The organism is Polynucleobacter sp. MWH-Berg-3C6 (assembly GCF_018881855.1).
Lineage (GTDB): Bacteria > Pseudomonadota > Gammaproteobacteria > Burkholderiales > Burkholderiaceae > Polynucleobacter.
The window spans coordinates 61830-86783 of record NZ_JACVPN010000003.1; the positions used below are offsets into that span (position 1 = coordinate 61830).

Consider the following 24954-nt stretch of genomic DNA (forward strand, 5'->3'; position numbering starts at 1 on the left):
TTATAAAAGGAAGAGACATGTTTAGAGCAATATTGGTAAATAAGGATGATCAAGGCTATCGCGCTGAATTGGGACAGGCTGACGAGGCTAGCCTGCCAGCAGGGGAAGTTAAGGTTAAGGTTCTTTACTCCACCCTGAACTACAAGGATGGCTTAGCTATCACTGGCAAAGGCCCTGTAGTGAGAAGCTTCCCAATGGTTCCTGGAATCGATTTTGCTGGTGAGGTGATAGAGAGTACTAGTCCAGACTTCAAAGTGGGAGAGATGGTGCTCCTAAATGGCTGGGGAGTGGGCGAGGGACATTGGGGTGGTTTGGCCCAGCAGGCCAGAGTTAAGGCCGACTGGTTAATTCCACTTCCTAAGGGGTTTACAGCTAAGCAAGCGCTGGCAATCGGTACAGCGGGGTACACCGCCATGCTGTGTGTCATGGCTTTGCAAAAGCATGGTCTTAAGCCGAGTGATGGCGAGGTATTGGTAACTGGTGCAGCAGGTGGGGTTGGAAGCTTTGCAATCACCTTATTAAGCAAGCTCGGCTTTACCGTTGTTGCTAGTACCGGCCGAATGGCTGAGGCGGATTATTTAAAGAAATTGGGTGCCGCTGAAGTGATTGATCGCGCTACTTTATCTGCCCCAGGTAAACCTTTGGCAAAAGAGCGTTGGGCTGCAGTAGTCGATAGCGTTGGTAGCCATACCCTGGCCAATGCTTGCGCACAAACCAAGAGTGATGGCGCGGTAGCTGCTTGTGGACTTGCTCAAGGCATGGACTTTCCATCCAGTGTTGCGCCATTTATTTTGCGTGGCGTAACTCTCTATGGCATCAATAGCGTAACCGTGCCGCGTGCAAAACGGATTGCTGCTTATGAGCAATTGCGTAAATTAGTTGATCTAAAAACTTTAGATGAAATCTCTCATGAAATTACTTTAGAAGAATCTCTAAAGTATGCGCAAGAGTTAATGGCCGGTAATGTACGTGGTCGCTTAATTGTGGATGTGAATAAGTAAGAAACGATCAATTTATTCTGGTGCTTGAGGTTTGCGTGTATTTAGCTTAGACCAAACCTCAAGCTTTTCAGGATTAGAAAGATCAGACCAATCTGCAATTTCAGTAAGCGTGCGATAGCATCCGCGGCAGTAACCATTCTCGGGATTGATATCGCACCAATTGATGCAAGGTGATGGGACAGTTGTCAAAATAAACCTAATCGCAATTCAACAGAAAAAGTTCAAATCATGAGCACTCAAAATCAGGCAAAAGCAGAAAGTGCTATTCATTATCCATTAGGAGAGGCGCTTCCTGAGCTTGGAAGCACTATTGAGATTGCCCCAGGGGTTCGTTGGCTCAGAATGAAGCTGCCATTTGCCTTGGATCACATTAATCTCTGGCTTCTACGGGATGAAATCGATGGCATTGCAGGATGGACGATAGTAGATTGCGGTATTGCGAATGATGAGACTAAGGCTTCGTGGGAAAAGATTTTTGCGACTCAGTTAGATGGTCTGCCAGTTCTGAGGGTGCTCGTGACGCATATGCATCCAGATCACGTCGGTTTATCACAATGGTTATGTGAGAAATGGAATGCGCCTTTGTGGATCTCCATGACTGATTTTTTAACCGCTCAGTGGCTAAGCTGCAAAGAGGGTGGGGCTGCCATTGGAGCGCGTGCCGGCGGCGGTGGATCTGCAGATCATTTTCAAAAACATGGTTTAACTACACCAGAAGATTTAGAAAAAATTCGGGCGCGTAGTAATTACTACAGCAATATGGTTCCAGGCGTGCCTCGCCAATATCGTCGCATTATGGATGGTGAGCATATTTTGATTGGCGGAAAAAATTGGCAGGTCATCATGGGGTATGGACACGCACCAGAACATGCCTCACTTTTTTGCAAAGACTTAGGGGTATTGATTTCTGGAGATATGCTCTTGCCGCGTATCTCAACGAATGTCAGCGTTTTTGATGCTGACCCAGATGCTGATCCATTAGGACTCTATTTGGATTCGCTGGATGAATATTTGCCTCTACCTGATGACACCTTAGTGTTGCCATCACATGGCAAGCCATTTACGGGAATGAAGCCACGTATCGCGCAACTGAAAGCGCATCATGATGAGCGCTTGGCGGATACGCTTGGTGCATGTAAAAAACCGGCACATGCTAGAGAGATAGTGCCGGTTTTATTTAAGCGTGAATTAGATATTCATCAGCTTACTTTTGCTATGGGTGAAGCTATTGCCCATCTGAATTACCTACTTCGTCGAGGAAAGTTGGATCGCCGGCTTTGCGAGGACGGCGTGTTGAGGTTTTCCGTGGTTTAGCCTTCACGCTGCTTGTTTTGGTTTTTGACTCTTCGTTTGGGGCTGTTGCGGCGGTGCTCGCTGCGGATACCGCATCTCCAAATGACTTTAGGGCCATCATGGTGGCATGCTGTACCTCAAGGCCCTGAATAGTGGACTTGAGAATGTTGAGGTTGAGATTTAGCCAATTCTCAACGCTTTTGAGGTCCTTGATGCGCTTTTCTAGTTCATCAATGTCCAGCCCTGGAAAGGCTGAGGCAAAGCCGCCAGCGGCTTTAGAGGCATCTGCAGTGAAGGGAAATTGGCCAGCTTGACCTGCAGCACCTTGTCCCCACATGGTTTTAAACATTTCAAGGCTTTGATTAAATTCTGGAATTGTTCCAAACATACCTACTCCGGGTTAAATGAAAAGTGGCTTTTCCAATAGAATAAGGGATTCTAGAGATTTATCCCGGTTAATCAATGCAATCTAATGGTATTTCCCAGCCTTACACCCGTGGTCAGGCGCTTCCCGAGCTGCTAAAGCAGCGCATCCTGATTTTGGATGGCGCCATGGGCACCATGATTCAGCAATATAAATTGACTGAGGCTGACTATCGAGGTTTGCCTGGCAATACTCGATTTGCTGATCATCCTGGAGATATCAAAGGCAACAACGAACTCTTGGTTTTGACCCAGCCGCAAATTATTAGCAAGATACATGAGCAATATTTGGATGCTGGCGCTGACATCATTGAAACCAATACTTTTGGTGCCACCTCGGTTGCTCAAGAGGATTACAAAATGGCCGGGCTGGCGCGTGAGATGAATGAGGTTTCCGCAAAGCTTGCTCGCGCAGCTTGTGAAAAATACAGCACTGCTGATAAACCCCGTTTTGCTGCTGGAGCAATTGGTCCTACACCAAAGACGGCAAGTATTTCTCCGGATGTAAATGACCCGGGCGCGCGTAATGTCACCTTTGATGCATTGCGTACTTCTTATCGTGAACAGATTGAAGGTTTGTTTGCTGGAGGCGTAGATTTATTTTTGGTTGAAACTATTTTTGACACGCTCAATGCTAAAGCGGCATTGTTTGCATTAGATGAATTCTTTGAAGAGACAGGCGAACGTTTGCCGGTAATGATCTCTGGAACAGTAACGGATGCCTCCGGACGAATTCTTTCTGGCCAAACAGTTGAGGCGTTTTGGAACAGCTTGCGCCATATTAAGCCCCTCACATTTGGTCTGAACTGTGCACTAGGCGCAGCTTTGATGCGCCCTTATATTGCTGAGCTCTCACGTATTTGTGATGCAGCAATTTCTTGTTACCCCAATGCCGGATTGCCCAATCCGATGAGTGATACCGGCTTTGATGAAACGCCTGACATTACTTCAAGCTTAGTCGATGGTTTTGCTAAGGATGGACTAGTGAACTTGGTTGGTGGTTGCTGTGGAACTACTCCTGATCACATCCGTGCAATTGCCAATGCAGTTGCGAAACGCAAACCACGCGCTTTTTATCGCGAAGATTCTGAGGCGGTAGCATGAGTAAGTTAGATAAAAAAGCAATGCCTGCAATGAAGCTCTCTGGTCTGGAGTCATTTAACGTTACGCCAGATGTTGGTTTTGTGAATATTGGTGAGCGCACTAACGTTACAGGCTCTAAAGCATTTGCTCGCATGATTTTGAATAATCAATTTGATGAGGCACTCGCAGTAGCGCGCCAACAAGTTGAAAATGGTGCCCAGGTTATCGACATCAATATGGATGAGGCGATGCTAGATTCTGAGGCGGCTATGGTGCGCTTCTTAAATCTCATTGCTTCTGAGCCTGATATTGCTCGGGTTCCAATCATGATTGACTCCTCCAAGTGGAGTGTGATTGAGGCTGGCCTGAAATGTATTCAAGGTAAGCCAATTGTGAATTCAATCTCCCTAAAAGAGGGTGAAGAACCTTTCAGAAAGCAGGCGCGTTTAATTCGTCGTTATGGCGCTGCTTCTGTGGTGATGGCTTTTGATGAGGTAGGCCAAGCTGATACATTCAAGCGCAAAACAGAAATTTGCCAACGTTGCTATGACATCTTGGTGAATGAAATCGGCTTCCCCGCAGAAGATATTATTTTTGACCCGAATATTTTTGCTATTGCCACTGGTATTGAAGAGCACGATAACTATGCGGTCGACTTTATTAATGCCACCCGTTGGATAAAAGAAAATCTTCCGGGCGCCAAGGTCAGTGGCGGTGTCTCAAACGTTAGCTTCTCATTCCGCGGCAATGATCGCGTGCGCGAAGCTATTCATACGGTGTTTTTGTATCACGCGATTCAAGCTGGTATGGATATGGGCATCGTGAATGCTGGTCAGCTGGGCGTCTATGCCGATTTGGATCCAGAGCTGCGTGAGCGCGTTGAGGATGTGGTTCTCAACCGCTTTAAAGAGAAAGATGGCAAAACACCAACTGAGCGTTTATTAGACATCGCCGATCAATTTAAAGGTGGTGGCGCTAAGCAGGTAGAGAACTTGGTATGGCGTGAGGCGCTAGTACGCGAACGCTTAACGCATGCACTAGTCCACGGCATCACGACATTTATCGAAGAAGATACAGAAGAGCTACGCGCAGAAATTATGGGCTCAGGTGGTAGGCCAATTGAGGTGATTGAAGGTCCACTCATGGATGGCATGAATGTCGTCGGTGATTTATTCGGTGCCGGAAAAATGTTTTTACCTCAAGTGGTAAAGAGTGCGCGGGTCATGAAGCAAGCCGTTGCTATTCTGATTCCTTATATTGAGGAAGAGAAGCGTCAACATGTTGCTGCTGGTGGTGAAGCTAAGGCTAAGGGCAAGATCTTGATGGCTACTGTGAAAGGTGACGTACACGATATTGGTAAAAATATTGTGACCGTGGTCTTGCAATGTAATAACTTTGAAGTTGCCAATATGGGTGTGATGGTTCCTTGCGCTGAGATTTTGAAGCGAGCCAAGGAAGAAAATGCCGATATTGTTGGTCTTTCTGGCTTGATTACACCATCACTTGAGGAAATGACTTATGTTGCTCAAGAGATGCAGCGTGACGATTATTTCCGTGAACGTCAGATCCCATTGATGATTGGTGGAGCAACAACCTCGCGTGTACATACTGCTGTAAAGATTGCCCCCCATTACGATGGGCCCGTGGTTTATGTACCAGACGCATCTCGCTCTGTATCGGTTGCCTCAAGTTTGCTTTCTGATGAGAGTGCCAAGAAATTTATTCAAGACTTACGCGATGATTACGTGCGTATTCGTGAGCAGCATGCTAATAAAAAAGCGGCACCAACTATTTCTTTAGAAGCGGCTCGTAAAAATCGCGAGCTCATTAATTGGTCTTCTTATGTTCCAGAAAAACCAAAATTTATTGGCCGCCGCGTATTTAAAAACTTTGCACTAAGCGATATTGCTAAATATATTGACTGGACACCATTCTTTCAGACTTGGGACCTCGCTGGTAAGTTTCCGGCTATTTTGGATGATGAAGTTGTGGGCGTTGAAGCGCGCAAAGTGTACGAAGACGCCAAGGTATTGCTCGATAAATTGATTAAAGGTCAGTGGTTACAAGCTGATGCAGTAGTCGCCTTCTATCCTGCCAATACGATTGGTGACGATATCGTTTTATATAGCGATGAGGCGCGCGAACATCCACTCTTCGTGTGGCATAACCTGCGCCAACAGGCTGAGCGTCCAGTGGTTGATGGAGTGCGCAGACCTAACCGTTCTTTGGCAGACTATGTTGCTCCAAAAGATTCTGGTGTTGCTGATTACCTGGGCTGTTTTGCGGTTACAACTGGCCATGGTGTCGAGAAGAAAGTTGCAGAGTTCCAGGCTAAGCACGATGACTACAGCGCGATTATGTTGAAGGCCTTGGCTGATCGCTTGGCTGAAGCATTTGCCGAGCTTATGCATCACCGTGTGCGCACTGATTTATGGGGTTATGCCACAGATGAGATTTTGACAAACGATCAAATGATCAATGAAGAGTACCGCGGTATTCGTCCTGCACCCGGATATCCGGCATGCCCAGCCCATGAAGTCAAAAAAGATCTACTGAGAGTGATGGGTTCTGAAGATATTGGTATGACCCTAACTGAATCAATGGCCATGAACCCAGCTTCTAGCGTAAGCGGTTTTTATCTCGCCCATCCAGATGCGCGCTATTTCAATGTTGGAAAAATCTCAGTCGATCAGATTGAAGATTTGGCTAAACGTCGTGGCGAGTCTGTCGAAGACGTACGCCGTCAATTGGCAAGCTTAATAGACTAAACGCCCCACATCACGGGTTCATCTTTGGCTTTGGCCTGCTTCATTAGTTCTAGGAATGGATACGCCCGCTGCCCAAGGCGATCAGTCAGCTTTGATTTTTCATTAGATTCTTTGCTTTCATCCTGCGCCTTGGAGCGGTCCTCAAGGTCTTTGAGGATGGCAGTCTCTAGGGCTGTAATAAGCGCAGGGAGATGCTCAACTGTGAGGATTCCGCGGGGCTCTAGCGGACGGCCCAAAATATCGAAGATCCGTTTGGTCAGATCCGCCAGCATAATGACGTCTGGACCAGCTTTTGAGCGAAATTGATAGATCATTTCAATAGCTTACCACCTGATAAACTCACTCTTCTATGTTGTTAACCAATAAAAATCGTTTAATTGAGATGCTTGGCAGCGCGCTTGGGAGTCTTGCTCAGGAACGCGGCTTAGACCAACCACCTCCACCACGTTTAGAGCGCCCTAAGGCGGTTGATCACGGTGACGTCGCTTGCAATATTGCACTTCAGTTATCTAAGGCTTGGAAGCTCAATCCGAGAGAGCTGGCCCAGGCTTTAGTAGATCGCCTACAAAAAGAGAGCGGGTTTGACCAGCTAATTACTTCATGTGAAATAGCGGGGCCTGGATTTATCAATTTCCGCTTAAGTAACGCTGCTAAAACAGCAGTAGTCAATGAGATCCTGACGGAAGGCACTCATTTTGGCGAGCTACCAAAAGGGAATGCTCCAGTAGCCAGCGCCATGATTGAATTCGTTTCGGCAAATCCTACAGGCCCATTGCATGTTGGTCACGGCAGACAAGCTGCACTTGGCGATGCGCTAGCAAATTTATTAGCCACCCAGGGAATCAAAGTACATCGTGAGTTTTATTACAACGATGCTGGTGTGCAAATCGCTAATCTGGCCTTATCGGTTCAAGCCCGTTTAAATGGCTTAAAGCCTGGCGATGCAGCTTGGCCAGAGCAGGCTTATAACGGTGAATATATTGCCGAGATTGCTGCCGCTTTTGAGGCCTCTCCACAATATCAAGAGGATCTCGAAGCCATCCGCCAATTTGCAGTTGCTTATTTACGCAATGAGCAAGATATCGATTTAAAAACCTTCGGCGTTCAATTTGATTGCTACTACCTAGAGTCCTCTTTATATACCGATGGTAGTGTTGCGCAAATTGTCGGTGACTTACAGAGCATTGGTAAGACCTATGAGTCTGAAGGCGCATTGTGGTTAAAAACTACAGATGATGGCGATGATAAAGATCGCGTCATGCGCAAGTCAGATGGCAGTTTTACTTATTTTGTTCCTGATGTGGCATATCACACCAGTAAGTGGAATCGTGGTTTCCATAAAGTGATTAATGTACAGGGAAGTGATCACCATGGCACGATAGCCCGCGTCCGCTCTGGTTTGCAAGGCGTGGCGCAAAAGCGTGGCTGGGATATTCCGAAGACTTATCCAGATTATGTGCTGCATAAGATGGTGACCGTGATGCGTCATGGTGAAGAGGTGAAGATTTCTAAACGTGCAGGTTCATATGTCACTGTGCGTGATTTAGTAGAGTGGTCGGGTGGCGTGACCCCTGAAATGACCCCTGAAGAAAGAGAATTGGCATTGCAACGCGGCCGTGATGCAGTCCGCTTTTTCTTGATCTCACGTAAAGCGGATACTGAATTTGTATTTGATATTGATCTAGCCTTACAGCAAAATGACGAGAACCCAGTGTTTTATGTTCAGTATGCTCATGCGCGTATCAACTCGATCTTGCAACAGTGGGGCGGACAGATTTCTGATTTAGCCTCAGCCGATTTGTCTTTATTACAAAGCAAAGCATCAGACCATTTATTGCGTCGTTTAGCTGAGTACCCTGAGGTGCTTACTGATGCTGCAGCTGAGCTAGCCCCCCATGCACTTGCCTTCTATTTGCGCGATCTTGCGGGGGATTTCCATACCTTCTATAACGCAGACCGCGTGCTAGTGGATGATCAGAATCTGAAGGCGGCTCGTTTGGCGCTACTATTAGCAACCCGTCAAGTGCTGCAAAATGGATTAAAAGTATTAGGGGTATCTGCACCCGTTAAGATGTAATGGCGGCGTATGAAGTGAAAATGTAAGATGAGGAAATAATGAAAAAACCGAATCAACAAACTGGCTTCATGAAGATTGATAGCAAAAATACCCAATATGGCGGCACTATCTTGGGTTTTGTATTGGGCTTAGGTGCAGGCTTAGGCATTGCTTTCGTGATTGCTTTCTACCTGTCGAAAAATACGCCTCAGGAAAGGCCTGGGGTACGCGCACCAAATTTACCTCTGACAATTAAGCCTTCGGCGGCTCCAGCTGAAGGCGAGCCGGCTGCACCAGTAGAGCAATTAGATTTGAATAAGCCTTTACAAGGAAAATCACAGGCACCTGCTGCATCTGACCCAATTGCTGATTTAGTAAATGGCAAGAAGCCAGCTGAAGCTGCGCCTGCAGCAGCGCCAAAATCAGATGCAATTTATTTCCTCCAAGTAGGTGCGTTTGTAAAGCGTGCTGATGCGGATGCACAAAAAGCCAATTTAGCAATTCAAGGAATTCAGGCGCAATTAAGTGAAGTCACTGCTGATGGGAATACCTTGTGGCGCGTGCGTGTAGGGCCCTATAACAGCCCTGATGAGACCAATCCTGTGCGTGAAAAATTAAGCACCATGGGCATTAAACCAACCCTGATTAAATCCAGCAAATCATGATTTCATACAGCAAAAGACTATTTACATTACTGACATTATTTTGTCTAAGCGGAATTGTTTCTGCGCAAGCTCAAAAGATTGAGGAAGGGTTTGATTACCGTATTCTTCCAATTGCTCAACCTGTTGAGACTAAGGGCAAGGTAGAGGTTATTGAATTTTTTTGGTACGGTTGCCCTCATTGCTATGACTTTGAGCCTGAGCTGAGCAGCTGGGTAAAGCGTCAGCCTAAGGATGTCGTTTTCCGCAGAGTACCAGTTGCGTTTCGTGATGACTTTATGCCGCACAGCCAGTTGTTTTATGCGCTCGAGTCCCTGGGCAAGGGTGATGCTCTCAATGAGAAAGTCATGTATGCCATGCATAAAGAAAATAAGCGTCTTTTGACCGAGTCAGAGATTGCAGATTGGGTTGCCTCTCAAGGGATTGATCGCAACACCTTTTTGGCTAGCTATCGATCTTTTGCTGTGATTTCTAAAGCCCGTGCAGCCAAACAAATGACAGAGTCCTACCGTATTGATGGTGTACCAACGATTGTGATGCAGGGTAAGTACGTTACATCACCTTCTATTGCTGGTACTAAGGCAAAGGCAATAGCAGTAATGGACTATCTCGAAGAAAAAATTCGCAAAGATAAATACAAGCAGTAATTATCTTTTTGGAGCTGCGCTTAGATTTTGACGAAGCGGCGCACAATCCAGAAATACAGTGGATAGGGCAGGATTCTGAGAAATTTTAGGAATCCTGAAAATCTCTTGGGGAAATGAATATCAAATTCCCCCTTTTCAAGCCCACTCATAATTTCAGTAGCAGCTTCTTCAGCGCTGATTAAGGCGGGCATCTCAAAATCATTTTGAGCGGTTGCTTCGGTGGCTACAAAGCCAGGAGAAATCATGTGTACGCTGACTCCCTGGGGGAGTAGATCGTAGTAGAGCGTCTCACAGAAGTTGATGATGGCAGCCTTACTTGGCCCATACGCTAAGGCCTTGGGAAGGCCGCTATACCCTGCAACACTTCCTACAATGGCGATATGCCCCGCATGAGCTTTGAGCATCTCAGGCAGTACGAGCGCAACAGCTCTCATTGGGCCCAACAGATTTGCATCGATTGTTTGCTCTGCCATAGCTATATCAAAGTTGTCCGCCCGAAGTGGCACATACACCCCGGATACAAATAACAATAAATCAACCCCACCCCATGCACCCTGAATCGACTGATAGCCATTTTTTAATTGAGCATCATTGGTCACATCTAAGGGCAATACCAAAGTTTGTCCAGGCTTTCCTAATGCTGCGATGGGGTTTAGTCGCTCCTCTCTTCGACTTGAGAGCGCTACTTTAGCGCCGGCCTTAATCAGTGCATTGGCACAAGCTTCGCCGATCCCACTGGAGGCGCCAATGACCCATACGCGCTGACCTAAGAAGCTGGTTATACCCTTTTGTTTCATAGGCTCAAGGCATCCGGCGACACCTGTTTTTGTTGATGGCTTAGGGTGAATTGCACAACATCAATGTTACGTTCTGCAAATCCAGCAGCGCAATACATCAGATAGAAATTCCAGAGCCTTATAAAAGCTTCATCAAAGCCTAGGCCATGAACTTCATCGAGTTTCTGATTGAAATTGTCTCGCCATAGGCAAAGTGTTTTGGCATAGTCAGCCCCAAAAGCAAATTCTCCTTCAATTTGGAGTCCTGCTCTGGCGGCGCTTTCTTTAAAGCTGGTGCGTGAGGGCAGCATGCCACCTGGGAAAACATATTGCTGAATGAAGTCGGTGTTGTGGCGGTAGCGTTCAAATAGCTCTTCAGCAATCACAATTGTTTGGATGCATGCTTTGCCGCCAGGCTTTAAGCATTTGGCAATGGTTTGGAAATACTCAGGCCAATGCTTTTCTCCAACTGCTTCAAACATTTCTACCGAGGCAATACCTTCAAATTGTTCCTGGCAATCGCGATAGTCTTGCAGTCGAACCTCAAAAGGTTTTGAATATTCCACCTGAGATTGAACTTTTTTCAGTCTATCTTCAGCAAATGCCTTTTGCTCTGTTGAAAGAGTAAGACCGGTAATTGCGGTATTACTGCGTAGAGCCTCTTCCATAACGCCGCCCCAGCCACAGCCAATTTCTAGAATGTGGTCACCAGGTTTAGTGTCAAGAGATTGCAGAATGCGACTAATTTTGGCGCGTTGGGCGTCAGCAAGAGATTGTTTCTCACCCTCTGAAAACCAGGCGCTAGAGTAACTCATGGTGGGATCTAGCCACAATGTATAGAAGGCATTGCCTAGGTCATAGTGCGCATGAATATTCTTACGGCTGCCAGTTTTACTGTTATCACGCAACCAGTGTCTGATGCGATACAGAATTGATCCATACCAACTGCCGTAAATTGCTTTTTCTAGAATTGTGCGATTACGAATTGCAAGTTCTAGAATGGCTTTGAGGTCTGGAGTATTCCATTCCCCACGGATATAGCTTTCAGCAAAACCAATATCGCCGTGAGATAGTACTTGCTTAAATACAGACCAATCCAGAATTTGAATCTCAGCATGCAAGGAATCAGACTTATTGCCAAACTCTCTGATGTTGCCATCCGGCAGAACCATTTTGAGGTGGCCACTACTTAGTTGGGATAAGAGACTTAATAGTGTTTCTGTGCCCAAGCGAGATGTATTTGCCTTAGTGCGACTTTGCGACCTTGAGAAATTGAGGCGAGAGAGTAAAGACTGTCCGGGACGATTCATTTGCTTACTTCGAATTCAGGTGGATTAGGTTTTGAATGAAAGGGTACACCTTTTATCCATAATTTCAATGCTTGCCAATGAATTCGGAAAATGACTCCAAGACTCATGAGTGGATAGCGCAAAAAGGCTAGCCAAAGATTGGATTGGGTTAGTGGGCGGCTACTACCGCTAATACTGGTATTAATAAGGGGTTGACCATCTTCATGAAGCTCAATACGGCAGACAGAGTTTATGCCGCTATTACTATCTTGGGGGAAGAGGAAGCGAAAATGATAGTCGCCACGCACCGCACAAAATGGCGATACATGAAATACTTTTTGACTTCTTAGGGTCTCACCAGAGCGCAGTACCTCACCAGAGTTTTTATACAGTAGATAGCAGTGACGCTCGCCAAAGGTGTTGTTCACCTCTGCCAATACTGCTTGTACTTGGCCATTTGCACGGGTGCAAATCCAAAAACTGACCGGATTAAATACATAACCTAAGACCCTAGGAAAAGTTTGTAACCAGATTTCGCCATCAATATTTGGAATCTGGTTTTCTTGCAGAATATTTTCTATCCATGCAAGACTGTCTGCATTTCCTAGACCATGGTCTTTATCAAAGAATGAAAATAGACCTAGACGATTGTCATTGAGACCATGTTGACTCAGAAGATCAGAATTCTGTTTTCTGGCTCGCATAGGAATAGATAATGTGAACACGCCATAACCAAATGCATTCTTGGCTGGTCTGAACCGCTGATGTTTTACAACTCCAAAGTTAATCTTTGGTTGATTCATTTATTGCGCATCTTGCTTGGGCTGGGTTTTAAGCGGCAGATGAGTACCCTCTATTAAGGCTTCTGCGACTAATTCGCCAGAGCGTAAGCCGTCTTCATGAAAACCAAACCCAGTCCATGCGCCGCAATACCAGATTGATGCCATACCTTGAATCAGCGGCAACTCTTTTTGTGCTTGGATTGCACTCATATCGAATACTGGATGCGAATAATGAATTTCTTGATGGATCAGTTTTGGATCGGGCTCTGTTGCAGGGTTGAGGCTGACAATAATTTGTGTGTTATTGAATTTTTCTGGAAGTGGCTGCAAGCGATTAATGAGATAGTTCACGCTCACATGTTGCTTTGACGAAATTGCCATGCCGGATTTAGCGGTGTAGTTCCAGGCAGCCCAACAACGTTTTGCCTCAGGTAAAAAACGAATATCAGTATGGAGGAGGGCGCGATTTTTTTGGTACGGAATAGCAGACAAAATATCTTTGGCCTGCTGCTGTATGCCATGAACTAGATCCAGAGCTTGGTCGCTATGGCAGGCCATCACAACCTCATCATAAAAAGCCGAGCCTGATTGACTGATGACTTCAACTTGACTTATGCCATCTTGATTCGCATTTACGCGTGTTACACCTTCACGCAGAATCTTGACTTTAGATTCTTCAAGAGCGGCGACGATTCTTTTCACATACTCCCGAGAACCGCCTTGAATCGTCAGCCACTGCGGCCGATTCTGAATCTGCAGCAAACCATGGTTATGGCAAAAACGTACCATCGTTTGAATAGGAAATTCGAGCATCTGCTCAACAGAGCACGACCAGATGGCACCAATCATTGGAAGAAAATAATTCTCCTTAAAGCTCTGGCTAAACCGATTGCGCTCTAAGAAAGTTGCAATGCTTTCATCAGGCTCTTTGTAAAGATGACCCGCTTCAATTTGTTGATGCGCTAGCTTTGTGGCTAGGCGATTAAAGCGCAAGATGTCATAGGCCATTCTCCAGAATGAGAGTGATAAAAGATTTGATCTTTGCCCAAAAAAAGAATTGAGATCATTGCCTGCCCATTCAATATTGCGATGAGCATGTTTTTTATCGGATGCATCAATCGATACTGAGAACGACATTTCGGAAGGAGCTACTGGCGCCTTAATTTCCTCAAAGAGTCGGACTAAGCGCGGATAAGTTTTGCGATTGAAGACTAAGAACCCGGTATCTACGCCATGAGAGATTTCTTCGCCATCAATAGTGCACTTAAAGTCGACGGTGTTGCTATGGCCGCCAATATGATCACCGGCCTCATAAATAGTTAGATCAAATTCAGCATGTTGTCGTAGTGCATACGCACATCCAAGGCCAGAGATGCCGGCACCAATAATGGCAATTCTTTTTTTCATCACCGAGCTTTTTCCCCTAAGAGCTTTTCAATCTCAGTAGTGATGCTGCTACTAGTTGGTTTGGTCATGCTGCCATAAGACTCCACCACATTGCCATTGCGATCGATTAAGTATTTGTAGAAGTTCCATTTTGGTGTTGTGCCAGTTTTGGCAATCAACATCTTGAAGAGAGGATTGGGGTTGCTTCCCGACACTGAGCTTTTCGCAAACATCGGAAATTTCACGTCATAAGTATTTTTGCAAAAGTCAGCAATCTCTTTATTGCTTCCCGGCTCTTGCTGACCGAAGTCATTGGATGGAAAGCCTAAAACGACGAGGCCCTGATCTTTATATTTGGCATAGACCTTTTCTAAACCTTCATATTGGCTTGTAAAGCCGCAAAAGCTGGCAGTATTCACGACAAGAATAACTTTGCCCTGGTACTGACAGAGATTTTGCGGCGCCTCATCCTGCAGGCGCGGGAAGGTCTGGGATAGCAGCGGGCTGCAGTTAGGCGCAGCATTTACGACTTGAGCGCCTGATAAAGAGGCAAGCAGGGTAATAATCCAGGTAAAAACCAAGCGGGATAAGTAGTGCTTCTTGGGGGCCATCAAATGTCTTCTTTTATTGGGTCTTCGGTCCTCAAGTCTAAGACATTCTGGCCGATATCGCTGGGTATTAGCCAATACCTTTAATATTGCGTTATGACTTCTTTGCCGCCACCTTCTTTTGAGTCCAAGGTTTGCCCCTTGGATCAACTAAGCGCTCGTATAGCAAAACTTCCCAGACCAATCGTTTTTACTAACGGGGTGTTTGATATTTTGCATCGCGGGCACGCTAGTTATTTGGCGCAGGCTCGCGCTTTAGGGGCTAGCTTGGTGGTAGGTGTTAATTCAGATGCTTCTGTCAAGATGTTGGGCAAGGGTGAAGATAGGCCAATCAATTCCGAAGCAGATCGTCAAGCTTTATTAGCAGCACTTGAGAGCGTAGATATGACTGTGCTCTTTACGGAGCAAACGCCAGTCAACTTAATTGAAAAGATTCGCCCAGATATTTATGTTAAGGGCGGTGATTATGAAATCGACACTCTGGCAGAGACGCATTTGGTGAAGACCTGGGGCGGCAAAGCGATTGCCATTCCATTTCTATATGAGCGTTCTACCACTAGTCTATTGGGCAAGATCCGTTCTTAAAGATTCTGTAGCAGCCAAGCCCAAACGCCACGCAGCACCAAGCCTTCGATTGCCTCAATTGCTAATGGAGATTGCGTTTTAGCTTTACTCATTTCGGCCGCCAAAATCTTGGCATTACCTCCATCAATCCAAACTTTTTCAACTGGATGATTCATTTCTTTTGCTAATTGAATTGCGTATTGAATTGCACCGAGTTGAGCAGCATCGCATCCGCTAATGATGGCGTTGTTAGTAGATAAACCAAAACCATTGCTAGACTCATCGCGGACTGCAAGTGGTAACTGAGCAGTATTACCTTCTAAACTTTTTTGCATCAGCTCAAGCCCTGGCAATATCCATCCACCATAGTGAACCCCATTAGCACCAAGCAAATCAATCGTTGTAGCTGTGCCAGCATTAATAATGAGCGTGTTGGTGCTAGACAGGGCGCGGGCGCCAATCACAGCGGCCCACCGGTCTGATCCTAGTTGGCTTGGGTCTTGATAGAGGCTGCGTACACCAGCAAATGGACTATTGCCTGCCAGTTGTTTCCAGGTGATATCAGTCCACTGTGGAAATAGTGATTGAAGGTTTTGAATGGCGTCTTTACCAGCTACGCAAGTAAACCCAATTGCATCTGGCTTAGGCAAGGTCTTAGCAATGTAATCTGCTAACTCTGCTCTATGTTCAGGCGAGGCCAAAGATTTACTACTAATTGATCCAGAGTAAGCCCATAATTTTTTTTGTCGATCAGATGGTTTTTGTGTTGATTCAACAGCGGCCCATTTCAGGCGCGTATTACCAACATCAAATAGTAAGTAAAGACTCATAGCTGCACTCTTAAAGAAACATCACCCGCATGAATGGCAATGGTTTTATTATTTTGTTGCAATAGTAATGCGCCCACTTGATCTATACCTTGAGCAATACCATAAATAGGCTCCTTACCTGCACCAGATATGCATACCGACTGATCTAGATAGGCATCCCAAATCTTCCACGCCTCTTGATATATGCCAAAGCCATGCCGATCAAATTCGCTGAGATGATGCTCTAGAGACGCAATGACTTTTAGCCAGAGATATTCCACATCAGGTGGTGTTGCTTGCGATGGCAGTAGTTGATCTAGGGCACCAATTTTTAGGCCAGCTTGATTTCCTAAGGCAGCTGCAATTGCATTTGCATTCCGTAAGTTCATGCCGATACCAATAATCATCCAAGTAGGATCACCCGCTTTTGCTTGACCACCTTCTATTAAGATGCCGCCAAGTTTTGTGTTGTTCAGTAGTAAATCATTTGGCCATTTGAGTCTTAGGCCAGCTTGGTGAAGCGCGGCTTCGCTTAAATTGTATGCTTGTGCAATTCCAGAAATCACTGCTAATCCCACCAAAAGACTTAGTCCTGTGAGCTCGGCTGGCTTTCTCTTGAATGGAAAAGCCAGGGAAAAACTGATGGAGTCTTCTGGATTGGCTAGCCAATCCCGCCCAGCCCTACCTTTACCAGCGGTTTGTTTGTGTGCGATACGGGCTATTGGATCAATTAACTCACCGGCACGCCAGCGCTCCAAAAGGTCATCATTGGTTGATTTGGTTTCGGCAACGCGTTCGAGGATGCAATTAGCAGTCATTTCGCCATTGTAGAAAGGTCTGACCTAGAATTGTGGAATGGATGTAAAAGATCAGCGCCCCTATAAATTGGTATGGCCCCTCCAGGCTATGCCTTTAGCCAGAGCAATGAGCCTAAGCTATGCGCTATTGATTGTTTATGTGAGCCTTAACCCCTTCGATTTTGATTTCCGCAATGGTATTGAGGCTTGGGCTTGGGTAGATGCACCGCTCCCTCGATTCATTACTTTATTTGATGTTTCCATCAATATCCTGGCATATATCCCATTTGGATTTTTGCTGGTTTTTGCTGCCTATCCTCGTTGGCGTAATTTTGTGGCATTGAGTATTGCCTTGGGCCTAAGTGCGCTAGTTGCACTGAGTGTGGAAACCTTGCAGTCTTGGTTGCCAACCCGCATTCCGAGTCTGATGGATTGGTGGGCGAATATATTTGGAGGACTACTTGGTGGCTTATTAGCCATTCCCTTGGGGCCACAGTGGTTATCGGGTAGTGCAATGCGTCGTCGCTTTGATCAATGGTTTGGTCTTAACTGGGCTGCATGCGCTCTCTTCTTGTTATTTCCTTGGTCACAAATTTATCCGCAAAGTTCATGGCTCGGTACTGGAGTTTGGGGCCATGCAATATTTGGCTCTATTGATTGGGGAACAGTAGTTATTAATCAAGTGGTACAAGAAACGGTGATTACCGCGCTCTGTTGGCTTGGTGTTGCATTATTACTTTCATTAGGTTTACGTACCAAGGCTCCACAGTGGCGAATCTTAATGGGATTGCTTTGTTTAACTGTAGTCATGAAAACCTTTTTCAGCGCCCTTCAGTTTGGCGGGGAGTTCAGCTTGATATGGCTAACGGCTGGAGCTTTATGGGGGATGATCCTGGCAAGTCTTTTGCTATGGAGAGTTTTACGATTTAGCCAAAGAACAAGACTTAATTTAGCGTTATTGTGTTTAGTGATTGGCACTATTGCTATTAATGTATTGCCTGATAATCCGTACTTCATTTTGAATTTGCGCCATTGGCATCAGGGGCGCTTATTGCACTTTAATGAGTTAATGCAATGGGTATCGGTGGTATGGTTACCAATTGCATTAATTTGGATGATTTATAGCGCCGTTCAACTTAAACCGAAGCATTGACGAATATAATTTTTTTATGAGCTTTTCACATCACCTATTTTTTTGTTTGAACCAACGCAGCAATGGCGAAGATTGTTGTGATCGCCATAATGCATTTGCACTGTTTGAGTACGCCAAAAATAGAGTCAAAGAGCTAGGTCTTGCGGGCCCTGGAAAAATCAGAGTAAACAAAGCGGGCTGCTTAGATCGATGCGCTGATGGTCCTGTGATGGTGATTTATCCAGAAGGCATTTGGTATACCTTGGTAGACAAGGATGATGTTGAAGAAATCATCCAATCCCATTTAATTTCTGGGCGCCCAGTTGAGCGCCTGCAGTTGTCATAGTTCAGTTGAAAGTTTTCTAATGAATAGCCGTACAAAAGTAATTCATATTGAAGGCCTTGTTGGCGCAATGGAAATGTCCATTGACCTACCGGATGAATTAAAAAGTGATCCTTCTTTTGTGGTGCGCGGCTTAGCCTTGGTTGCTCACCCTCATCCATTGATGGGCGGCACAATGGATAACAAGGTAGCGCAGACAATTGCGCGCTCTTTCAATCAATTAGGCTATGTCAGCGTACGCCCTAACTTTCGTGGTGTGGGCGGCACTGCTGGCGTCCATGATGATGGTGTTGGCGAGCTAGAGGATCTCTTGCACGTTACTGATTGGATGCGCACACCATCAAGCTGGTCACAATTTGAAGCAACCACTAATCAAGCCTGGGTTTCAAGCTCAAACACTTTACCTTTAGTTGTTTCGGGATTCTCATTCGGTAGCTTTGTCGGCAGCCATTTGGTTCAAAGACTTGCTGATCTAGGTCGCCCTGCCGAGCGCTTGGTGATGGTGGGCAGTGCTGCAGGCAAATGGACCTTAGCCCCAGTACCTGTAGATACCATCTTGATCCATGGCGAACTAGACGAAACTATTCCTTTAAGTGATGTGTTGGATTGGGCGCGTCCGCAAGAGCTGACTGTGCAAGTAGTTCCAGGGGCCGATCACTTTTTCCATCGCAGGTTGCATTGCATTCGCAACATCATCACTGGCGCCTGGTTGGGTATGCCAGACCATCGCACATTATCAGAAAACTAAGAGATCAATATGGCCGAAGAAAAATCACTTATCGAATACCCTTCCCAATTTCCGATTAAGGTAATGGGCAAATCCGTTCCAGAATATCTACCGGCAATCATTCATATTGCAAAACAGTTTGACCCAACCTTTGACGAGAGCAAGGTTGAGCAAAGGCCCTCTAAAGATGGTAATTACTTGGGCATTACTTTGCCGATTACTGCCACAAGTCGTGAGCAGCTTGATGAGCTTTATAGAACTTTGTCTACGCACCCATTAGTTAGTATTGTTTTGTAATTGATTTGATGTCTGCATTAGTAAAATATCTCGGCGTAGCAGATTACGCCTCTACTTATGAGGCGATGCAAGCATTTACTAAAGAGCGTAGTAGCGCAACGCCGGATGAGATTTGGGTCTTAGAACATCCCCCAGTTTTTACATTAGGGCTTGCCGGTGATGCTGCTAATTTACATTCACCGAGCAATCAAATTCCCTTGGTGCAAGTTGATCGTGGCGGTGAGATTACCTATCACGGTCCTGGCCAGATCGTTGTTTACCTTTTGCTTGATCTCAAGCGTTTAGGAATCTTCGTTAAAGAATTAGTCTCCCGCATTGAACAAGCGGTAATTGATACCTTGGCAGATTTTGGGATTGCAGCAGAACGGCATCCAGGCGCGCCCGGTATTTACGTTTCTGAGCAGTCTGGGGTGCCTGTGGAGTGGATTGGGGCTAAGGTGGCTGCGTTGGGCCTGAAGGTCTCTAAAAGCTGCTCCTATCACGGCCTAGCGCTGAATGTCGCTACCGATCTTGAGGCATTTGGGCGCATCCACCCTTGTGGTTATGAGGGCTTAAAGACAGTCGATATGCAAACCCTTGGGATCAAGGACAATATAGACACTATTAGCCAAAGGCTTTTGGAGCATTTACAAAAGCAACTGATGTCACATGACCATAAATAAGACCGATACCAAGATAGCTGTTGAGCCTCGTCAAGACCTCAATTACGACGCATCTCGTAAGCAAAAGTCGAGCGAGAAAACTGCGCGCATTCCAATCAAGATTGTTCCGCTAACAGAAGTTCTCAAAAAGCCAGATTGGATTAGGGTAAAAGCTGCTTCTGGAAATTCTCGGTTTAATGAGATTAAAAAGATTCTTCGAGAAAATGAATTAGTGACTGTTTGCGAAGAAGCAAGTTGCCCTAATATTGGTGAGTGCTTTGGCAAAGGAACTGCTACCTTCATGATCATGGGTGACAAGTGCACCCGTCGTTGCCCATTCTGTGATGTAGGTCACGGTCGACCAGATCCATTGGATCAAAAAGAGCCTGCTAACCTGGCTCGCACCATTGCAGCACTGAAATTAAATTACGTAGTAATTACCAGCGTAGACCGTGACGATTTACGTGATGGTGGCGCAATGCATTATGTCGATTGCATTTCTCAATCACGTGATCTCTCGCCTAGCACTCGAATTGAAGTACTTGTGCCAGACTTCCGTGGCCGCTTAGATAAGGCATTGGATATTTTTGCTGAATATGCGCCCAATGGCTTGCCAGATGTGATGAACCATAATTTAGAAACTGTCCCTCGCTTATACAAAGAAGCAAGACCAGGCGCTGACTACATGCACTCTTTAAAGTTGCTCAAGGATTTCAAAGAGCGTTTTCCTCATATTCCAACCAAGAGTGGTTTGATGGTTGGGCTTGGTGAAACTGATGAAGAAATTCTAGAAGTGATGCGCGATATGCGTGAACACAATATTGATATGCTCACAATCGGCCAGTATCTTGCGCCATCAGGTCATCACCTACCAGTGCGTCGCTATGTACATCCTGATGTTTTCAAGATGTTTGAGGAGAAGGCATACGCCATGGGCTTCTCTCATGCGGCAGTTGGTGCGATGGTTCGCTCTAGCTACCATGCTGATCAGCAAGCGCATGGAGCCGGTATTGTTTAGAAGCTTTAAGGCTGGCGTATTACTAGCAGCAATCATTCTTCTAGGAGCCTGTAGTCCAAAGCTAGATTGGCGTACGGTTCAATCTCCACAAGAGCGCTATACCGCTTTATTTCCTGGTAAGCCAGATAAATTAGAGCGTCGTATTCCATACCAAGACCAAGAGCTACAGCAAACGCTTGAGGCAGTCAAAATCGATAATGATATTTACTCTGTTAGTTCGATACAGGTGCCTGCTACTCAGGCCGCAGCTACCGAAAAAATTATCACGCAGCTAAAAAATAATTTACTTGAGAGAGCAAAAGCTTCTGGTGGACAGGTGGTTGAAGAAGTCGCAACATACCAGACGAGTAGCCGTCAGAAACTAGCAGCCACAGATTACTTCCTCATCTTGAAACTCAATGCTAAGGAACAGCAGCAAATGCGAGTGCGCTGGATCATACGGCAAGCGAGTAATGGAGATGCTTGGATTTATCAGGTGTCGGTATTGCATGCAAATGCAAATACCGATGATGTGAAAACATTTCTATCTAAAGAGGAGTATGTAAACTTTTTTAATGAGTTTCATCCAGAATAAAAACTGACTAAGCTTTTTCCAAAACGGCAACTTTGGCTTCAAGCGCCTCCAACTTTTCTCTAGTCTTGGCAAGAACTTTAGCTTGTAGCTCAAACTCTTCGCGAGTAACCAAATCCATTTTCTGAAAACCTTGGTTCATCATCGCGCGCACATTCTTTTCAATCTCTTGTGCCGGTGAATTTCGAATGGCATCCCCCACCTTGTTTTGCATATCACTCGCGATGCGTTGAATTTGCTCGAGGATTTCGCCTGGTTTTTGCATGATGGGGTTTCGCCGTTCTATAAAAGTTGCATAAAAGACACACATTGATATTTTATGTTGGGTGGCCAAAAATGGGCAAAAAGGCTAAAAACAAGCCAAAAAGCCCTAAATTCACATGCATGGTGCAATCTAAAGCACCAAATAAGTGCAAATGCCTTAATAAAGGGAATGTGCCCAGATCCTGGGGTGCGCCGACCTTCATGATCACCCCATGCAATAAGCATTCAACCCATTTTTTATTACAACCAGTAAGGAGTAACACATGAAAACTTTGCAAAAATCAGCTCTCGCGCTAGCCGCATCAAGCTTGTTAGCTACTGCAGCTTTTGCTCAAACAGCCCCTGCAGCAGAGGCTCCAGAAGCAAGCCCGATCACAGCTAACGTAACCGTAGTAAATGACTATCGTTACCGTGGTATCAGCCAGTCAAATTACAAGCCAGCAATTCAAGGCGGCTTTGATTACGCTCATGAGAGTGGTTTGTACATTGGTAACTGGAACAGCTCCATTAGCTGGATATCAGATGCAGCAAGTGCTGGCGGCAACAAAAATGTTTCTGCACCAATTGAGATGGACTTTTACGCTGGTATCAAGAAAGAGTTGATCGGCGAAGGTTTTGCTTCTGACCTTGGGGTTCTACAGTACTACTATCCAACCAGTGGCTTGCCAAGCGGTGCAACCAATCCAAATACAACTGAAATTTATGCGGCTCAAAACTTTACCTTTGGCCCAATTACAGGATTTGCAAAGTTTTCATACGCTGCAACTACATTATTTGGTTTTAGCAATAGTGCCGGATCTTACTATCCTGATTTAACAGTGAACTATGACACTGGTATCTGGGGTCTGGCTCTGAATGCACACGTTGGTTACCAATATGTTGCAGGCAATGTGCAAGGTAGTAAACCAGCTATTAGCAACAGTTCTTTATATTCTTACACAGACTATAAGTTAGGCGTGACAAAGGATTTGGGGGGTGGCTTATCTTTGGCGGCCGCTTACATCACAACTAATGCTGGAAAAACTGGCTCTACTTATAACTACGCGTCACCAACAAATAGAAACTTGGGTGGATCCACAGGTATTGTTTCACTCACTAAAACTTTCTAATTTCCACCTCTGAACGGAGAAACATATGAAATTAATTACCGCAATCATCAAGCCCTTCAAGCTTGACGAAGTGCGCGAAGCTCTCTCAGAAGTGGGAGTTTCGGGCATCACCGTCACTGAAGTTAAAGGCTTCGGTCGTCAAAAAGGCCACACTGAGTTGTATCGCGGTGCTGAGTATGTAGTGGACTTTTTGCCGAAGGTAAAAATTGAAGCTGCTGTTGAAGATGGCATCTTGGAGCGTGCGATTGAAGCAATTGAAAAATCTGCACGTACAGGCAAGATTGGTGATGGCAAGATTTTTGTCTCTCCAGTTGAGCACGTCATTCGTATTCGCACCGGTGAAACCGGCGCGTCAGCACTTTAAAGAGAGGTTCAAAATGTTAACTTGGATGAAAAAACTCCTAGCTGGCGGTGCAATGGCCTTGGCCATTGGTGCTACTGGTGTAATGGTTACTTCGCCAGCGCATGCTGATGAAGTAAAAAAACCAGCAGTAACTGCTCCTGCCGCAACTCCTGCTGCTGCAGAACCAGCGCCTGTTCTTTGCTCCGAAAAGTGCAATAAAGCTGACGTTGTATGGATGATGGTATGTACAGCATTAGTGCTGTTAATGACACTTCCTGGTTTGGCTTTGTTCTACGGCGGTTTAACACGTAGTAAAAATATTTTGTCGATTTGTATGCAATGTTTTATGGTGTTCTCTTTGATCACCGTGCTGTGGGCCATTTACGGCTATAGCTTTGCATTCACTGAGGGCGGGGCATTTTTAGGTGGACTGGATCGTTTGTTCTTGGGCGGTATGACTCCAGACTCAGTTGCAGCTACTTTTAGTAAAGGCGTTGTAATTCCTGAGTTTATTTTCATGGCTTTCCAAGCAGTGTTCGCTACCATCACTTGCTGCTTGATCATTGGTTCATTTGCTGAGCGCGCTAAGTTCTCTGCAATTTTGATATTCATGATCATTTGGTTCACATTTAGCTACTTGCCAATCGCTCATATGGTTTGGTTCTGGCCTGGTCCGGATGACATCAAAGATGCTGCATCCCTCGAGGCTATTACTGCTCGTGCTGGTTGGTTATGGCAAAAAGGTGTTCTCGACTTTGCTGGCGGTACCGTTGTTCACATCAATGCCGCTATTGCTGGCTTGGTAGGTTCCTTCGTTATTGGCAAGCGTGTTGGCTACGGTAAAGAAGCAATGAAACCCCATAACTTAGTTTATGTAATGACTGGCGCTGCTCTCTTGTGGTTCGGTTGGTTTGGTTTCAATGCTGGTTCAGCACTCGAAGCAAACGGTAGCGCAGCATTGGCTTTCGTGAATACATATTTGGCTACTGCCGCTGCTGTATTGGGCTGGTCTGTTGCTGAGTGGGTTCTCAAAGGTAAGCCATCCATGTTGGGCGCTGCTTCTGGTTGCGTAGCTGGTTTGGTTGCTATTACTCCTGCTGCTGGTTTTGCTGGCCCAATGGGTTCCATCATCATCGGCCTGATCGCTGGCGTTGTTTGCCTCTGGGGTGTTACTGGCCTCAAGAAAATCTTGGGTTCAGATGACAGCTTGGACGTATTTGGCGTGCACGGCGTAGGTGGTATTACTGGCGCATTGTTGACCGGTGTATTCGCTGATCCAGCACTAGGTGGTTCTGGTATCTGGGATTACGTAGCGAATGCTGTAGCCCCTGATTACTCTATTGCTAGCCAATTGTGGATTCAGGCTCAAGGCGTAATTACTACCTTGATCTGGTCTGGCGTGGTTTCTTTCATCGCATTCAAATTGATCGATATGGTGATTGGTTTGCGCGTGAAGGAAGAGGAAGAGCGCGAAGGCTTGGATATCAGCTCACATGGTGAAGCTGCCTACGAGTCTTAATCTATAGATTTACCCCTCACTGGGCGGCCTAGCTTGGCTGCCCAGT

29 protein-coding genes are annotated in these 24954 nt (G+C 45.7%); 18 read left to right on the plus strand and 11 right to left on the minus strand.

Going from position 1 to position 24954, the window contains the following annotated elements; all coding sequences use genetic code 11:
• Positions 1 to 17: 17 nt before the first annotated feature.
• The gene (locus ICN13_RS06690) at positions 18 to 1001 is read left to right on the plus strand and encodes an MDR family oxidoreductase (protein WP_216139626.1); all 984 of its coding nucleotides are present in this window, start codon (positions 18 to 20) and stop codon (positions 999 to 1001) included.
• A 12-nt stretch (positions 1002 to 1013) separates the two neighbouring features.
• On the opposite strand, the gene ICN13_RS06695 is transcribed toward ICN13_RS06690, so the two are convergent.
• On the minus strand, positions 1014 to 1190 hold the full coding sequence (locus ICN13_RS06695) for a DUF1289 domain-containing protein (RefSeq protein ID WP_216139627.1): 177 nt from the start codon (positions 1188 to 1190) through the stop codon (positions 1014 to 1016).
• A 39-nt stretch (positions 1191 to 1229) separates the two neighbouring features.
• Here ICN13_RS06695 and ICN13_RS06700 point away from each other — a divergent pair, with 39 nt between their 5' ends.
• Positions 1230 to 2315, plus strand: a complete 1086-nt coding sequence (locus ICN13_RS06700; RefSeq protein ID WP_216139628.1) for an MBL fold metallo-hydrolase — start codon at positions 1230 to 1232, stop codon at positions 2313 to 2315.
• Here ICN13_RS06700 and ICN13_RS06705 read toward each other — a convergent pair.
• A complete protein-coding gene (locus tag ICN13_RS06705) occupies positions 2227 to 2682 on the minus strand; it encodes a PhaM family polyhydroxyalkanoate granule multifunctional regulatory protein (RefSeq protein ID WP_216139629.1) in 456 nt (151 codons plus the stop codon). The genes ICN13_RS06700 and ICN13_RS06705 overlap by 89 nt on opposite strands.
• 74 nt (positions 2683 to 2756) lie before the next feature.
• Here ICN13_RS06705 and ICN13_RS06710 point away from each other — a divergent pair, with 74 nt between their 5' ends.
• Together ICN13_RS06710 and metH are read left to right on the plus strand one after the other, a co-directional pair.
• On the plus strand, positions 2757 to 3821 hold the full coding sequence (locus ICN13_RS06710; protein ID WP_216139630.1) for a homocysteine S-methyltransferase family protein: 1065 nt from the start codon (positions 2757 to 2759) through the stop codon (positions 3819 to 3821).
• A complete protein-coding gene (gene metH / locus ICN13_RS06715) occupies positions 3818 to 6568 on the plus strand; it encodes a methionine synthase (RefSeq protein ID WP_216139631.1) in 2751 nt (916 codons plus the stop codon). The genes ICN13_RS06710 and metH overlap by 4 nt, the downstream gene beginning before the upstream one ends.
• On the opposite strand, the gene ICN13_RS06720 is transcribed toward metH, so the two are convergent.
• On the minus strand, positions 6565 to 6882 hold the full coding sequence (locus tag ICN13_RS06720) for a DUF1840 domain-containing protein (protein ID WP_216139632.1): 318 nt from the start codon (positions 6880 to 6882) through the stop codon (positions 6565 to 6567). The genes metH and ICN13_RS06720 overlap by 4 nt on opposite strands.
• Before the next feature lie 68 nt (positions 6883 to 6950).
• On the opposite strand from ICN13_RS06720, the gene argS reads away from it, so the two are divergent.
• The 3 genes from argS to ICN13_RS06735 are packed head-to-tail and all read left to right on the plus strand — an operon-like array spanning position 6951 to position 9933.
• On the plus strand, positions 6951 to 8645 hold the full coding sequence (gene argS / locus ICN13_RS06725) for an arginine--tRNA ligase (RefSeq protein ID WP_370622970.1): 1695 nt from the start codon (positions 6951 to 6953) through the stop codon (positions 8643 to 8645).
• A gap of 38 nt (positions 8646 to 8683) precedes the next feature.
• Positions 8684 to 9289: an SPOR domain-containing protein gene (locus tag ICN13_RS06730; RefSeq protein WP_216139634.1), complete on the plus strand. Its 606-nt coding sequence runs from the start codon at positions 8684 to 8686 to the stop codon at positions 9287 to 9289.
• Positions 9286 to 9933 carry a thiol:disulfide interchange protein DsbA/DsbL gene (locus ICN13_RS06735; RefSeq protein WP_216139635.1) on the plus strand — a complete coding sequence of 216 codons (648 nt, stop codon included), beginning with the start codon at positions 9286 to 9288 and terminating at the stop codon, positions 9931 to 9933. Before ICN13_RS06730 ends, ICN13_RS06735 begins: the two co-directional genes overlap by 4 nt.
• Positions 9934 to 9953: 20 nt before the next feature.
• On the opposite strand, the gene ICN13_RS06740 is transcribed toward ICN13_RS06735, so the two are convergent.
• Genes ICN13_RS06740 through ICN13_RS06760 form a run of 5 tightly spaced genes read right to left on the minus strand, consistent with a single transcriptional unit; the run spans position 9954 to position 14777 of the window.
• Positions 9954 to 10730: an SDR family oxidoreductase gene (locus ICN13_RS06740; RefSeq protein WP_216139636.1), complete on the minus strand. Its 777-nt coding sequence runs from the start codon at positions 10728 to 10730 to the stop codon at positions 9954 to 9956.
• The gene (locus ICN13_RS06745) at positions 10727 to 12019 is read right to left on the minus strand and encodes a cyclopropane-fatty-acyl-phospholipid synthase family protein (protein WP_216139637.1); all 1293 of its coding nucleotides are present in this window, start codon (positions 12017 to 12019) and stop codon (positions 10727 to 10729) included. The genes ICN13_RS06740 and ICN13_RS06745 overlap by 4 nt, the downstream gene beginning before the upstream one ends.
• The gene (locus tag ICN13_RS06750) at positions 12016 to 12801 is read right to left on the minus strand and encodes a DUF1365 domain-containing protein (RefSeq protein WP_216139638.1); all 786 of its coding nucleotides are present in this window, start codon (positions 12799 to 12801) and stop codon (positions 12016 to 12018) included. Before ICN13_RS06750 ends, ICN13_RS06745 begins: the two co-directional genes overlap by 4 nt.
• Complete coding sequence (locus ICN13_RS06755; protein ID WP_216864030.1) at positions 12802 to 14187, minus strand: NAD(P)/FAD-dependent oxidoreductase; 1386 nt, start codon at positions 14185 to 14187, stop codon at positions 12802 to 12804.
• Positions 14187 to 14777, minus strand: a complete 591-nt coding sequence (locus ICN13_RS06760; protein WP_255534072.1) for a glutathione peroxidase — start codon at positions 14775 to 14777, stop codon at positions 14187 to 14189. The genes ICN13_RS06755 and ICN13_RS06760 overlap by 1 nt, the downstream gene beginning before the upstream one ends.
• 102 nt (positions 14778 to 14879) lie before the next feature.
• On the opposite strand from ICN13_RS06760, the gene rfaE2 reads away from it, so the two are divergent.
• On the plus strand, positions 14880 to 15359 hold the full coding sequence (gene rfaE2 / locus ICN13_RS06765) for a D-glycero-beta-D-manno-heptose 1-phosphate adenylyltransferase (protein ID WP_370622971.1): 480 nt from the start codon (positions 14880 to 14882) through the stop codon (positions 15357 to 15359).
• Here the strand turns inward: rfaE2 and ICN13_RS06770 are convergent.
• Together ICN13_RS06770 and ICN13_RS06775 are read right to left on the minus strand one after the other, a co-directional pair.
• Complete coding sequence (locus ICN13_RS06770; protein ID WP_216139641.1) at positions 15356 to 16168, minus strand: type III pantothenate kinase; 813 nt, start codon at positions 16166 to 16168, stop codon at positions 15356 to 15358. The two genes, rfaE2 and ICN13_RS06770, sit on opposite strands and share 4 nt — an antisense overlap.
• On the minus strand, positions 16165 to 16965 hold the full coding sequence (locus ICN13_RS06775) for a biotin--[acetyl-CoA-carboxylase] ligase (protein ID WP_216139642.1): 801 nt from the start codon (positions 16963 to 16965) through the stop codon (positions 16165 to 16167). The genes ICN13_RS06770 and ICN13_RS06775 overlap by 4 nt, the downstream gene beginning before the upstream one ends.
• A 37-nt stretch (positions 16966 to 17002) precedes the next feature.
• Between ICN13_RS06775 and ICN13_RS06780 the strand changes: the two genes are divergently transcribed.
• Genes ICN13_RS06780 through ICN13_RS06810 form a run of 7 tightly spaced genes read left to right on the plus strand, consistent with a single transcriptional unit; the run spans position 17003 to position 21676 of the window.
• Positions 17003 to 18097 (plus strand): VanZ family protein, encoded by a 1095-nt coding sequence (locus tag ICN13_RS06780; protein WP_216139643.1) that lies wholly within the window; start codon positions 17003 to 17005, stop codon positions 18095 to 18097.
• 16 nt (positions 18098 to 18113) lie between these two features.
• Positions 18114 to 18422, plus strand: coding sequence for a ferredoxin (locus tag ICN13_RS06785; RefSeq protein WP_216139644.1), 309 nt, complete (start codon positions 18114 to 18116; stop codon positions 18420 to 18422).
• A 19-nt stretch (positions 18423 to 18441) separates the two neighbouring features.
• Positions 18442 to 19167, plus strand: coding sequence for an alpha/beta hydrolase (locus ICN13_RS06790; RefSeq protein WP_216139645.1), 726 nt, complete (start codon positions 18442 to 18444; stop codon positions 19165 to 19167).
• Positions 19168 to 19176: 9 nt separating this feature from the next.
• On the plus strand, positions 19177 to 19443 hold the full coding sequence (locus ICN13_RS06795) for a YbeD family protein (RefSeq protein ID WP_216139646.1): 267 nt from the start codon (positions 19177 to 19179) through the stop codon (positions 19441 to 19443).
• Positions 19444 to 19451: 8 nt separating this feature from the next.
• The gene (gene lipB, locus ICN13_RS06800; RefSeq protein ID WP_216139647.1) at positions 19452 to 20105 is read left to right on the plus strand and encodes a lipoyl(octanoyl) transferase LipB; all 654 of its coding nucleotides are present in this window, start codon (positions 19452 to 19454) and stop codon (positions 20103 to 20105) included.
• The gene (gene lipA, locus ICN13_RS06805; RefSeq protein WP_216139648.1) at positions 20092 to 21102 is read left to right on the plus strand and encodes a lipoyl synthase; all 1011 of its coding nucleotides are present in this window, start codon (positions 20092 to 20094) and stop codon (positions 21100 to 21102) included. Before lipB ends, lipA begins: the two co-directional genes overlap by 14 nt.
• Positions 21065 to 21676, plus strand: a complete 612-nt coding sequence (locus ICN13_RS06810; protein ID WP_255534073.1) for a hypothetical protein — start codon at positions 21065 to 21067, stop codon at positions 21674 to 21676. Before lipA ends, ICN13_RS06810 begins: the two co-directional genes overlap by 38 nt.
• Before the next feature lie 7 nt (positions 21677 to 21683).
• Here ICN13_RS06810 and ICN13_RS06815 read toward each other — a convergent pair whose 3' ends face one another.
• Positions 21684 to 21938 carry an accessory factor UbiK family protein gene (locus ICN13_RS06815; protein ID WP_216139649.1) on the minus strand — a complete coding sequence of 85 codons (255 nt, stop codon included), beginning with the start codon at positions 21936 to 21938 and terminating at the stop codon, positions 21684 to 21686.
• A 262-nt stretch (positions 21939 to 22200) separates the two neighbouring features.
• On the opposite strand from ICN13_RS06815, the gene ICN13_RS06820 reads away from it, so the two are divergent.
• The 3 genes from ICN13_RS06820 to ICN13_RS06830 are packed head-to-tail and all read left to right on the plus strand — an operon-like array spanning position 22201 to position 24908.
• Complete coding sequence (locus ICN13_RS06820) at positions 22201 to 23046, plus strand: TorF family putative porin (protein ID WP_216139650.1); 846 nt, start codon at positions 22201 to 22203, stop codon at positions 23044 to 23046.
• A 25-nt stretch (positions 23047 to 23071) separates the two neighbouring features.
• Positions 23072 to 23410 (plus strand): P-II family nitrogen regulator, encoded by a 339-nt coding sequence (locus tag ICN13_RS06825; RefSeq protein ID WP_011903792.1) that lies wholly within the window; start codon positions 23072 to 23074, stop codon positions 23408 to 23410.
• A 13-nt stretch (positions 23411 to 23423) separates the two neighbouring features.
• Positions 23424 to 24908, plus strand: a complete 1485-nt coding sequence (locus ICN13_RS06830; protein WP_216139651.1) for an ammonium transporter — start codon at positions 23424 to 23426, stop codon at positions 24906 to 24908.
• Positions 24909 to 24954: the final 46 nt, after the last annotated feature.

Excerpts from the sequence above, each read along its gene's own strand:
- ICN13_RS06690 (WP_216139626.1), top strand. The coding sequence starts at position 18 with ATGTTTAGAGCAATATTGGTAAATAAGGATGATCAAGGCTATCGCGCT.
- ICN13_RS06700 (WP_216139628.1), top strand. The coding sequence starts at position 1,230 with ATGAGCACTCAAAATCAGGCAAAAGCAGAAAGTGCTATTCATTATCCA.
- ICN13_RS06705 (WP_216139629.1), bottom strand. The coding sequence starts at position 2,682 with ATGTTTGGAACAATTCCAGAATTTAATCAAAGCCTTGAAATGTTTAAA.
- ICN13_RS06710 (WP_216139630.1), top strand. The coding sequence starts at position 2,757 with ATGCAATCTAATGGTATTTCCCAGCCTTACACCCGTGGTCAGGCGCTT.
- metH (WP_216139631.1), top strand. The coding sequence starts at position 3,818 with ATGAGTAAGTTAGATAAAAAAGCAATGCCTGCAATGAAGCTCTCTGGT.
- ICN13_RS06720 (WP_216139632.1), bottom strand. The coding sequence starts at position 6,882 with ATGATCTATCAATTTCGCTCAAAAGCTGGTCCAGACGTCATTATGCTG.
- argS (WP_370622970.1), top strand. The coding sequence starts at position 6,951 with ATGCTTGGCAGCGCGCTTGGGAGTCTTGCTCAGGAACGCGGCTTAGAC.
- ICN13_RS06730 (WP_216139634.1), top strand. The coding sequence starts at position 8,684 with ATGAAAAAACCGAATCAACAAACTGGCTTCATGAAGATTGATAGCAAA.
- ICN13_RS06735 (WP_216139635.1), top strand. The coding sequence starts at position 9,286 with ATGATTTCATACAGCAAAAGACTATTTACATTACTGACATTATTTTGT.
- ICN13_RS06740 (WP_216139636.1), bottom strand. The coding sequence starts at position 10,730 with ATGAAACAAAAGGGTATAACCAGCTTCTTAGGTCAGCGCGTATGGGTC.
- ICN13_RS06745 (WP_216139637.1), bottom strand. The coding sequence starts at position 12,019 with ATGAATCGTCCCGGACAGTCTTTACTCTCTCGCCTCAATTTCTCAAGG.
- ICN13_RS06750 (WP_216139638.1), bottom strand. The coding sequence starts at position 12,801 with ATGAATCAACCAAAGATTAACTTTGGAGTTGTAAAACATCAGCGGTTC.
- ICN13_RS06755 (WP_216864030.1), bottom strand. The coding sequence starts at position 14,187 with ATGAAAAAAAGAATTGCCATTATTGGTGCCGGCATCTCTGGCCTTGGA.
- ICN13_RS06760 (WP_255534072.1), bottom strand. The coding sequence starts at position 14,777 with ATGGCCCCCAAGAAGCACTACTTATCCCGCTTGGTTTTTACCTGGATT.
- ICN13_RS06770 (WP_216139641.1), bottom strand. The coding sequence starts at position 16,168 with ATGAGTCTTTACTTACTATTTGATGTTGGTAATACGCGCCTGAAATGG.
- ICN13_RS06775 (WP_216139642.1), bottom strand. The coding sequence starts at position 16,965 with ATGACTGCTAATTGCATCCTCGAACGCGTTGCCGAAACCAAATCAACC.
- ICN13_RS06780 (WP_216139643.1), top strand. The coding sequence starts at position 17,003 with ATGGATGTAAAAGATCAGCGCCCCTATAAATTGGTATGGCCCCTCCAG.
- ICN13_RS06785 (WP_216139644.1), top strand. The coding sequence starts at position 18,114 with ATGAGCTTTTCACATCACCTATTTTTTTGTTTGAACCAACGCAGCAAT.
- ICN13_RS06790 (WP_216139645.1), top strand. The coding sequence starts at position 18,442 with ATGAATAGCCGTACAAAAGTAATTCATATTGAAGGCCTTGTTGGCGCA.
- ICN13_RS06795 (WP_216139646.1), top strand. The coding sequence starts at position 19,177 with ATGGCCGAAGAAAAATCACTTATCGAATACCCTTCCCAATTTCCGATT.
- lipB (WP_216139647.1), top strand. The coding sequence starts at position 19,452 with ATGTCTGCATTAGTAAAATATCTCGGCGTAGCAGATTACGCCTCTACT.
- lipA (WP_216139648.1), top strand. The coding sequence starts at position 20,092 with ATGACCATAAATAAGACCGATACCAAGATAGCTGTTGAGCCTCGTCAA.
- ICN13_RS06810 (WP_255534073.1), top strand. The coding sequence starts at position 21,065 with ATGCTGATCAGCAAGCGCATGGAGCCGGTATTGTTTAGAAGCTTTAAG.
- ICN13_RS06815 (WP_216139649.1), bottom strand. The coding sequence starts at position 21,938 with ATGCAAAAACCAGGCGAAATCCTCGAGCAAATTCAACGCATCGCGAGT.
- ICN13_RS06820 (WP_216139650.1), top strand. The coding sequence starts at position 22,201 with ATGAAAACTTTGCAAAAATCAGCTCTCGCGCTAGCCGCATCAAGCTTG.
- ICN13_RS06825 (WP_011903792.1), top strand. The coding sequence starts at position 23,072 with ATGAAATTAATTACCGCAATCATCAAGCCCTTCAAGCTTGACGAAGTG.
- ICN13_RS06830 (WP_216139651.1), top strand. The coding sequence starts at position 23,424 with ATGTTAACTTGGATGAAAAAACTCCTAGCTGGCGGTGCAATGGCCTTG.